This window comes from Bacteroides acidifaciens (assembly GCF_903181435.1).
Taxonomy (GTDB): domain Bacteria; phylum Bacteroidota; class Bacteroidia; order Bacteroidales; family Bacteroidaceae; genus Bacteroides.
In genome coordinates this window covers 1,376,130-1,386,722 of record NZ_CAEUHO010000004.1, presented here as the reverse complement: position 1 = coordinate 1,386,722, position 10,593 = coordinate 1,376,130, and the positions used below count along the sequence as shown (strand labels likewise).

Here is a 10,593-nt window from a genome sequence, read left to right as displayed (position 1 = left end):
TAACAATTAAAGTATGAAAAGCAACAAAAAAGGTAATCACCTGTACGCCTATAAGGATACTATCCGACGGCTATTTTTCTTCACTTTGTTCTCCCTTTTAATAGTTGGAGCCTATGCCCAGAATAAAACGGTCACAGGTACAGTTATTGACTTTACAGGAGAACCGGTCATTGGTGCCAGTGTATTAGTCAATGGAACTACGAATGGTACTATAACAGATTTAGATGGTAAATTTACTCTCTCTAATGTACCGGCTAAAGGTACGATAACAGTTACTTATATAGGATACAAGAAACAAGAAATTTCTGTCGCAGGAAATACTAATTTCAAAATTACCCTTCAAGAAGATTCGGAAACGTTGGATGAAGTAGTAGTTGTGGGATATGGCGTTCAGAAAAAAAGCGATGTGACCGGCGCTATGGCACGGGTTGGAGAAAAAGAGCTGAAAGCAATGCCTGTAAAGAATGCTTTGGAAGGAATGCAAGGAAAAACAGCAGGTGTGGACATCACTTCCAGCCAACGACCCGGTGAAGTGGGAAATATCAATATTCGCGGGCAACGCTCTATCAATGCTGAACAAGGACCGTTGTATGTTGTTGACGGCATGGTTATTCAAAACGGAGGTATTGAGAATATCAACCCTTCCGATATTGAAGCTATTGATATTCTAAAAGATGCTTCGGCTACGGCAATCTATGGTTCGCGTGGTGCCAACGGTGTCATCCTTGTCACTACTAAAAAAGGGAAACAAGGAAAAGTTACTTTAAACTATTCCGGTACTGTCACCTTTGAAACATTGCATGACGTAACAGAAATGATGTCTGCATCCGAATGGCTGGACTATGCCCGTATAGCTAAATACAATGCAGGCTCCTATGCATCCGCCACTCCGACGTACGAAGCGGATAAAGCAGCCTTCGGCAGTGTAGCCGCTTCCTGGAAAAATATCGACCAGGCATGGTCAAACGGTAATTACGACCCTTCAAAAGTAGGTTCTTACGACTGGGCTTCCCACGGCAAGCAGACCGGAATTACCCATGAACACACATTAAGCGCATCCGGTGGTTCGGATAAGTTTCAAGGGTATGCTTCATTCGGCTATATGGACCAGAAAGGTACACAACCCGGCCAGGCTTATGAACGCTATACCTTAAAGACTTCATTTGACTCAAACCCGGTGGAGTGGTTCAAGATGGGAACTTCCATCAACGCTTCCTACTCTACCCAAGACTACGGTTATAGCTTCTCTAAATCCGTAACCGGTTCCGGTGATTTCTACAGCGCATTGAGAAGCATGATTCCATGGACAATGCCTTATGATGAAAACAATGAATACATCCGCTATCCGAATGGTGATGTCAATATCATCAATCCTATTCGCGAACTGGATTATAACACCAATCAGCGTCGTACTTTCCGTGCATCGGCCAGCATGTACTCACAAATTGACTTCGGCAAAATATGGAAGCCGTTGGAAGGCTTGTCCTATCGCATACAATTCGGCCCTGAATTTCAATTCTATACATTGGGAGTTGCCAATGCAGCCGACGGTATCAATGGCGACGGTAATAACGGCGCACAATATAAAAACGAACAGAAACGTGCATGGACATTAGATAACCTTATCTATTACAACAAGACGTTAGGCCAGCATAATCTGGGGTTGACATTGATGCAATCAGCATCGGCTTACCATTATGAAATGGGAGATATGAGAGCTACCAATGTTGCGTCGGCAGATGAGCTGTGGTATAATATGAGTTCTGCCGGTACACTGAATTCTTTTGGTACAGGTCTGACAGAGACTCAAATGGCATCTTATATGATTCGCATGAACTATGGATATAAAGACAAATACTTATTAACTGCATCTATGCGTTGGGACGGTGCTTCGCAATTGGCCGAAGGACACAAATGGGCGAGCTTCCCTTCTGCAGCCATTGCATGGAGAATGGATCAGGAAGATTTCCTGAAAGATGTCAGTTGGCTTAATCAGTTGAAACTCCGTGTTGGTGTTGGTGTCACAGGTAATGCAGCTATCAAAGCCTACGCAACCAAGGGAGCAATCACCGGCTTATATTACAACTGGGGACAAAATGATTCTTCATTAGGCTATGTACCTTCGGATCCATCCCAGAAAGAACCGGCAAAAATGGCAAACCCGACTTTAGGCTGGGAAAGAACGACCCAATACAATGTCGGTGTTGATTACGGTTTCTTTAACAACCGACTCAGCGGTAGCATTGACGCGTACAAGACCAAGACGAACGATTTGCTGTTGGAAATGACTATTCCTTCATTGACCGGTTACGTTTCCACTTATTCGAATGTAGGTAAGACATCCGGTTGGGGTATTGACCTGCAAATAAACGCAATTCCGGTACAACTGAAAGATTTCTCATGGAGTACAACCCTGACATGGTCTATGGATAGAAACCGGATTGACCAGCTATCTAACGGCAGAACGGAAGATGTAAACAACAAATGGTTTGTAGGAGAAGAAATCGGTGTTTATTATGACTGGGTATATGACGGTATCTGGAAAACGGAAGAAGCCGAAGAAGCTGCCAAATACGGACGTAAGCCGGGACAAATCAAAGTGGCAGACTTGAATAAGGACGATAAGATAGATGCTAATGATGATAAAAAGGTGGTAGGTTATGTACGTCCTCGCTGGACAGGCGGTTGGAGCAACACCTTCAATTACAAGAACTTTGAACTATCTTTCTTCATTCTGTCACGCTGGGGATTCACCGTACCTCAAGGTGCTGTCACACTTGACGGCCGCTATATGCAACGCAAGGTTGATTACTGGGTAGCAGGAACAAATGAAAATGCAAGATACTACTCACCGGGCTCTAACGGTGAAGGAGCAGATACTTACAACAGTGCCATGAATTACCAGGACGGTTCGTATATCAAAGTGCGTAACATTTCATTAGGTTACAACTTTACTCCGCAACAATTGGGCAAACTGGGTATCAATAACCTGAAATTATATGTTCAGGCAATGAATCCATTCAATATCTATAAAGCGTGTGATTTTCTGGATACCGATTTAGTGAACTATGACAACAATACCAGAACGTTCGGTTCACCCACTACTTTAAAGAGTTTTGTCATTGGTGTCAATATCGGATTCTAATAAACAATTAAAAGTAAGAACATTATGAAAATAAATAAAGTATTATTCGCAGCTATACTAACCAGCGTTATGAGCGGTTCGTTCACTTCGTGCAGCGAATCATTCCTTGACGAAGAATTAAAGACCCAATATAGTACCGACCGTTTCAAGACACAGGAAGGCCTTGATGAATTAGTAACCGGAGCTTATCAAAAGTTGAAATTCAAATTCAATTATATCTGGGGAATCCAATGTTATAACATGGGAGTGGACGAATTTACCGATGCCAACAATGTGATACCGGCATGGAATCATTACAGCCAGGACTTGAATTCTTCAGAAACTGCTGCTAACCAACCGATATGGGACAACTATTACGGATTGGTTGAACCCGCCAATATACTTCTCCAGAACTTGCCGCAGTATTACAATACAAGTTCGCCTACCTATAACACCCGTTTGGGAGAAGCCTATTTCCTCAGAGCTTATGCCTATTTCGAACTGGTGAAACAATTCGGTGGCGTACCCTTGAAACTGGAACCTTCTACAAGTGCGGAAACTTACTTCACACGCAACTCGGAAGAGGAAATATACACTCAGGTAATATCCGACTTTGGAGAAGCATACCGATTGCTGCCGGAACAAGGAGAATCTGTCGGACGTATCAATAAATACGCAGCCGCCCATTTCCTGGCAAAAGCACATCTGTTCCGTGCTTCCGAATTGTATAGCAGTTGGAACGGGAATTATGTATCTTCCGATTTGGACGCAGTTATCCAGTATGGTTCAGAAGTGGTAGACGCACATCCATTGTGCGATGACTATGTGGAATTATGGGATTACCAGCAGCCGAACGGTGCAAACGAAAAAGTCAGCGAAGTAATTCTGGCTGCCCAATTCTCTAATGACGAAGCAACATGGGGACGTTTTGCAAACCAAATGCATCTTTATTATCCGTCTGTATATCAAGACCTCAGTGGTTGTAAGCGTGACATTTCCGGCGGACGTGAGTTCTCGTATGTCAGTGCTACAGAATATACCATGCAAGTGTTCGACCGTGTCAACGATTCCCGTTTCTGGAAATCATTCATCACTTGTTATGGAGCCAACGAAACCAAAAGTGCCCCGGAATGGACAGAAGAAGATATGCCTTATGCTCCGGCAGGTGTCAACAAGGGTGACAAACGCTTCAGAGGCGGTGAGCTAGGTCTAAAATACATCGTCAACAATCCGGGTGACAGCCGATATGAAGAATATCCTAACGCTCCGGCATATACAGTATTGAAAGACGGAAAGATGTGTAACACATATACTTATGTACGTTATTTCAAAGGACAATCCCATAGCTGGAACCTAAATGAAAATGAAAAGACCGGCAACTATTACAATATTATCCCACACAAGCGTTCGGTCGCTTTGTCTAAATTCCGTGACGGTTACCGTGTTTCTATCGCTTCACAATTTGGTACTCGCGATGCTATCATTGCCCGTTCGGCTGATGATGTGTTAATGGTTGCCGAGGCTTATATCCGCAAAGGTGAAGCTAGTTATAACAAAGCTATCGAATGGATTAATAAGTTACGCAACCGTGCCGGCTATGCAGACCAAGAAGACCGCAGCAAGAATGTAGACGGTGGACAAGCCTATAAGAACAATCCTTACTGTTCAGGAAAAGGTGGCGGTCACTCTGACGAAGGTGCCATCTATTGGGACAAAAACACATACTATGAATCCAATAATATGGAAGGTGCAGAGACTACGGCTTCAACCAAATCAGCTATGAAACTGAATAGCGTGGCAGACGTTTATAATTCTACAGTTGACACTCCTATTTATAATGAATTGGGTTGTACGTCCAATGCCGAAAAGATGATGTGTTTCTTATTAAACGAACGTACCCGCGAACTTTGCGGTGAATTGCAACGTTGGGAAGATTTAGCCCGTACCAAAACACTGGATACTCGCTGGCATAAATTCAACGACGGTGCTACCCGGGGTATTGGCGAATTCAATCCAAGCAAACATTATTATCGTCCAATTCCACAGGCATTCTTAGACGGTATTACAAATGCAAATGGTTCTGCATTAAACAATGAGGAAAAGAAAGCAATGCAGAATCCCGGATATTAATCTTAAATAGATATTGTCGATATTGCCACTTATGCTTCTTGAATATAAAGGCTTATTCAAGAAATATAAGTGGCAATTCTTTTTATTTGTAATCAACAATAGTTTGTATTACTAATAAACACTTTTGTTGATTTCTAATAAAAGCAATAGCATCCTACAAAATAGAATTTTCGTAAGAATTAATTCATTTCCTTGCAAATATGAGTCAATTATAGCTAATCCTTCTATTAGCAGTTTTTAATAAATTCTTGTCCTATCAAGATGTTTTTAATAGCCTAATGAATTTTCGTTCAACAGTTGTCGAACGGACGTTCTACATATATCAAGCTATCGTTCAACAATTGTTGAACGAAAATTCATCTGCTATTGGAAGAAATAAGATAAGCCAAGGAATAGACTAAGAATAGCATAGCAACAACCAATTGTTTGTAATGATAATACATTTAACTCATTTCCGAACGGAAAAAACTATTCAAAGATTAGAATTAGATGCTATTCTATATTCATATTGAAAAGACCAATACGCCCGCCGTGGGAATTTCCGGGGTTCCTATCAATGCTTTACTGCCTTTCGGTAAGTCGAAAGTATAAGGCTGGTCTGAATAGTTCAGAACAATTCCAAAGCCATTGCGGTATTCAAGGATTACGCCATAAGGCAAATCCATTACCGGAATATCGAGTTGTGCATATAATTTCTTCAACAGGTCTTTTTCCAGTGCACCGTTATGGCTGTCCACTCCGACATAAGTAATCGTTCCTTTTCCCAATTTACGGAAAGTCACTGCGGGGCTTCCTTCGTAAAATTCATTGGTATATGTCACCCATACTTGTGCATCGGCTGAGGGATTCAGGATTTCTCCCCAGGTGTTCCAGGAATATTCCTTTCCGTTCATGACAACAGTGCCGGGGTCTTCGGGAAGAAGTAAGTCATAGAAATTCATTTCGTTTCCGGTCAGCGGGGTAATCATAGAGCCGAAAGGGGCTTCCGGCAGACGGCCGTAGCGGTCTTTCTGTGCCGTACGACAGGTAAGGACGAGATTTCCGCCATTCTTCACGTATGTAATCCATTTGTCTACCAATGCCTTATCAGCCAATTGATAGGCCGGGGCGATAACGACCGGGTAATCTGACAGATTCTTGGCTTCTGAAATAAAATCGACAGGTGCTCCGAAGGATTTTAAAGTACGGTAATATTTTTCGATGTGTGCAAAAGTATCCCATGTGCGGTTCTGCTTCTGCCGTTCGATGCTCCAGGAGTTTTCATGGTTGAAAAGAATAGCTGTACGACGTGCGATGTATGCGGCAGGTTTCGTTTCGCGGGGAGAATAGTGCTTGCGGAGTTCGCGAATCTCTTTTATAAAGGTTTCATATTCTCTTCCGCCGGGGGTTACCGTTACTCCGTCCGTGCCTACTATTCCATAATGATATTGCTCTGTGCCGTAGAGAGGCTGACGATAGCGGTAGGTGCAGATAAAGTCACTACCACCGGCAAAGACACTCCACATCCACAGGCGGACTGCTCCCGGAAGGGGTTGGGGATTAATGCCGCCCCAGTTTACTTGTCCCGGCTGAAGTTCCATAACACCGTAGGTTCCCTGTATCGGACGGAAGAAATCATTTGCCCACGCGATACGCAACGGATTGCCGACACGATATCCCCGACGACCGATACCTTCATTATCGCCATATACCATATAGCGGGTATAACTCTGAAAGTCAAAGGAAGGGCTACCCCCGATATGTCCTTCGTCATAGTTCGGTATATAGTTGGTAGTAACCCATTGGTTCTTGGCGTATTTCTTGATTAATAGACATTGTTCGTTCAGGAAATCATTGGTCTGCGTTGCTGCAAAACGACGGTAGTCTAGAATTTGATGATGATTCATAAACATCTGTACACGCTTGGGAAGGGTTATTTCATCAAAAGACGAATAGGCTTCGCTCCAAAAAGCCGTTCCCCATGCATCATTCAATTGCCGGATGTTATTATGGTATTTGGCACGAAGGAAATCACGGAAGGCAAGTTCCGCTTTCAGGTTATAGTCGAATTGTACGGCAGGCTCGTTATCGAGTTGCCAGCCGATAATACGGGAGTCTTTTCCATAATGCTGTGCCAGTTTTTCTATCATTTTATAAGATAATTCCCGATACAGGGAGGAAGCAAACGATGCGTGCTGGCGGGCGCCGTGGTCGAGGATTGTACCGTCTTCGTTCTTCAGTAGGATTTCGGGATATTTCCTGCTCATCCATACGGGCGGTGTGGCGGTAGAAGTACACATGATTACTTTCAAATCATATTTGGCAGCTAAAGCTACGGCTCTGTCGAGCCAGGCAAAGTCATAACGCCCCTCTTCGGGTTCCAGTTGCGCCCATGCAAACTCGGCAAAATGGGTAAACTCAAATCCCAGTTCATGCATTTTCTTGAAGTCACGCTCCCATTGGCTTTCATCCCAGTGTTCGGGATAATAATAGACGCCTGTCAATGTCAGGTCCTTGTCATTAAACCAGGAAGAGGTTTGTGCTGTGGCTGAAAGGGTCAGCAAGCAAGCGGCACAGAAAGCTGCCAGCATTTTACTTTTTATCATATATTTCATAAATTCGATGAGGTTATCGGTGTGATTATTAGTTCAATATTAGTTTTATAAATGGAGAATTAGGCACGGATTACACGGATTTCACGGTTTTTCCTAAATATGTGTGCATATTGCAACAGCGTAAGCCGTGTAATCCGTGCCTAAAAATCATCATTTCTCATAGATTTTCCATTCCCACAATCCAGCAACTCCCCTGCGGATATGAAGGCGAAGATAACGGGCTTTACCAATACCGTTGGCAATATGAGGAGAGCGTACCTGTACTTTTCCTTGTTCGGCGCACGTTTGCCAATGCTTTCCGTCCATTGATTTCTCCAGTCTCCACGTATGTCCTTCGGTGGGGCGGGTAAAGTAGAACTGACATTCGCTGATGTTGCGGATTTCTTTCAAGTCGGCCGTGATATAGGGGCTGCTGTCTGTATCGGCAGCCATCCAGCGGGTTCCATTTGATTCGTCGGCTACATAAGCTGCTTGATATGTATGTGTACGTGTATAGCTTTTCACCGAGCCTTTATCCGGCAAAGGTTGGTTGGGCTGGGTTTCAATATTAACAACGGAAGTTCGGGGAGCTTTCTCGCTGGAAGCATAGAAATGAGCCTGCAAGGCGAGGTTCATCCGTGTCTCTTGCGGAGTTGCCAGATAGCCGACACCACGAATATCGGGGATTAAAGTCTTAATCGTTCCGTCGTCATTAAACTCCATACGGTTGGCATACACTTGGCGGGTAGTTCCGCCATCCCCATATTCAAGATAGAGGAAGATATATTCATCCGTTCCTTCATCATAGAATACATTGCCGTGCCCCGGCCCCCATACCTGGTTCTCGGGAGAGGAAAATAAAAAGATGTCATTGCCTTCCGGCTTTACGAAGCCGGTAAGGGGGGATTCACGGCTCATCATATAGGCATTTGCATAATTCTGATGTCCGCTCAACGTATAAATATAGTAATAGATGCCTTTGCGCTTGAACAGAACAGGGCCTTCGGAATATCCCTGACGGGGTGTTTTCAGTGACACCGGCTCACCTTCCAAATGAAGCCTGTCCGCAGAAAGGCGTGCCGCATTCCGGCGACGCCAGTAAATATATCCTGTACCGTCATCGTCAATAAAAGGTTCTCCGTCAATATCATCAATGAGAGCCGGGCTGTCGATACCGCCTTCTCCGGGAGCTAAGAGTCCCTTACTGTCAGCCAAGAAGCCCTTTCCGGGAGCAAAAAGCCCCTTACCGTCGGCAAAGCGGAAAGGACCGTCCGGGCGGTCTGCCACGAGCACATATGTCCCCATTTTCTCGTCCGGCTTCACGAATGTAGTGTACAGATAATATTTGCCGTCCTGTTCAATCACTCTTCCGGGAGCCCAGTAACGGAAATATCCTTTCTTCTTTTCGCCTTTATCATTCGTATATTCATATTCCTTCGACCAGTCGAATCCGCTAATATGAGAGCCTTCAAAGCTCCAGTTCACAAAGTCCTTCGATTTCCATACGACAGGTGTTCCGGCACGGTTCAGACCGTAATCCAAATCGGTCGTTCCATATAGATAATACGTATCACCGAACTTGGCTACGGAAGGGTCTGCCACATTATCGGGAATCAAAGGGTTGTAGTTGCGGTTGGATTTCAGCGCTTCCACTACGGAAATATCGACAGCAAAAGCTGTTCCGTGGCGGATACCCCGCGGAAAGGAAACCTGTTCGGAAACATCTTCCCACGTTTCGCCGTAATCCAGCGAACGGACAGCGCCATAACGGTGGTCACGGTATTTATCGAAATAGACATAGAGCGTATCACCTACAAAAAGAGGAGCCGGGCCTTCCGCCCAGTATTTTCCTGTAATGGGTGCAGATACTTTGGTAGGGAATCCTTTCGCTATCTTCTTCGTACGTGTGACACGCAGATTCTTTTCCGGCGGATTGGAATTTTCGTTCTTCACCACCATTATCAAGTCTTCATGCTTCGGGTCTTTCACAATGGCAGCGTCAATTACGCTGAAATCTGGGTTGAAGAACATCTTTGTCTTTGAGAAAGTGCGGAAGTCTTTCGTCGTTACGTAATAAATGCGATGATTCAGCCCCTTTTCACTTTCGCTGGTCGGCACTTCCTTATGACGGCCGGGGATGGTGGTAGCCCAAAAGATATAGTAAGTCTGCGAAGGCTCGTCATAAAACAGTTCGGGCGCCCAACAATTATGGGCTTCCGGCTCGTGCATCATCACCGGAATGGCTTGTTGCTCACTCCAGTGAATCAGGTCGCGGGAAGAGGCATATCCGATAATCCGGTCTGTCCAACTGGAAGTCCATACCATGTGGAATGTTCCGTTCGGAGACTGGCAAATGCTTGGGTCACGCATTAATTTATCTTTACCGACAGAGGGCGTCAGATAAGAGCGTCCGCCATTCAGAGGCAGCCAGTTCAGACCATCGTAACTGTATGCCAAATGCAACCCGTCTTTACTGCCATTGATAAAATAAGAAAAGAGATAGGCTTTCTCACCGGCAAAGATTGTCATTACCGACCAAAGGCTGAAAGCTATCCAGACAAATACTTTTTTCATGGTTCCTTTTAAGATTAAAAAGTTTACTTCGCAAATATAGGGCATCTCCCAAACTCCTCAAAGACAAAGAGCATGGACAATATTTCAAATACATGTAGTTTTGTACACAAACCGCCCTGTACATCCATTTTGATACAATATTCTATGTATCTGTACATCTTTCTATTTACCAAACCCTTAAAAAGCCCTACT

Annotated in this window: 4 protein-coding genes; 2 read left to right on the top strand and 2 right to left on the bottom strand. The window is 44.2% G+C overall.

What is annotated here, in order from left to right:
• Window positions 1–13: 13 nt before the first annotated feature.
• Both CLIN57ABFB40_RS17205 and CLIN57ABFB40_RS17200 read left to right on the top strand, forming a co-directional pair.
• Entirely contained in the window at window positions 14–3,145 is a 3,132-nt protein-coding gene (locus CLIN57ABFB40_RS17205; protein WP_175631210.1) for a SusC/RagA family TonB-linked outer membrane protein, read from the top strand.
• 24 nt (window positions 3,146–3,169) lie between these two features.
• Entirely contained in the window at window positions 3,170–5,254 is a 2,085-nt protein-coding gene (locus CLIN57ABFB40_RS17200) for a RagB/SusD family nutrient uptake outer membrane protein (protein ID WP_175631209.1), read from the top strand.
• Window positions 5,255–5,757: 503 nt separating this feature from the next.
• Here CLIN57ABFB40_RS17200 and CLIN57ABFB40_RS17195 read toward each other — a convergent pair.
• Window positions 5,758–7,848: a beta-galactosidase gene (locus tag CLIN57ABFB40_RS17195; RefSeq protein WP_175631208.1), complete on the bottom strand. Its 2,091-nt coding sequence runs from the start codon at window positions 7,846–7,848 to the stop codon at window positions 5,758–5,760.
• Window positions 7,849–7,998: 150 nt separating this feature from the next.
• Window positions 7,999–10,401, bottom strand: coding sequence for a family 43 glycosylhydrolase (locus tag CLIN57ABFB40_RS17190; protein ID WP_175631207.1), 2,403 nt, complete (start codon window positions 10,399–10,401; stop codon window positions 7,999–8,001).
• Window positions 10,402–10,593: the final 192 nt, after the last annotated feature.

Coding starts and splice junctions, on each gene's coding strand:
- CLIN57ABFB40_RS17200 (WP_175631209.1), top strand. CDS start 3,170: ATGAAAATAAATAAAGTATTATTCGCAGCTATACTAACCAGCGTTATG.
- CLIN57ABFB40_RS17195 (WP_175631208.1), bottom strand. CDS start 7,848: ATGAAATATATGATAAAAAGTAAAATGCTGGCAGCTTTCTGTGCCGCT.
- CLIN57ABFB40_RS17205 (WP_175631210.1), top strand. CDS start 14: ATGAAAAGCAACAAAAAAGGTAATCACCTGTACGCCTATAAGGATACT.
- CLIN57ABFB40_RS17190 (WP_175631207.1), bottom strand. CDS start 10,401: ATGAAAAAAGTATTTGTCTGGATAGCTTTCAGCCTTTGGTCGGTAATG.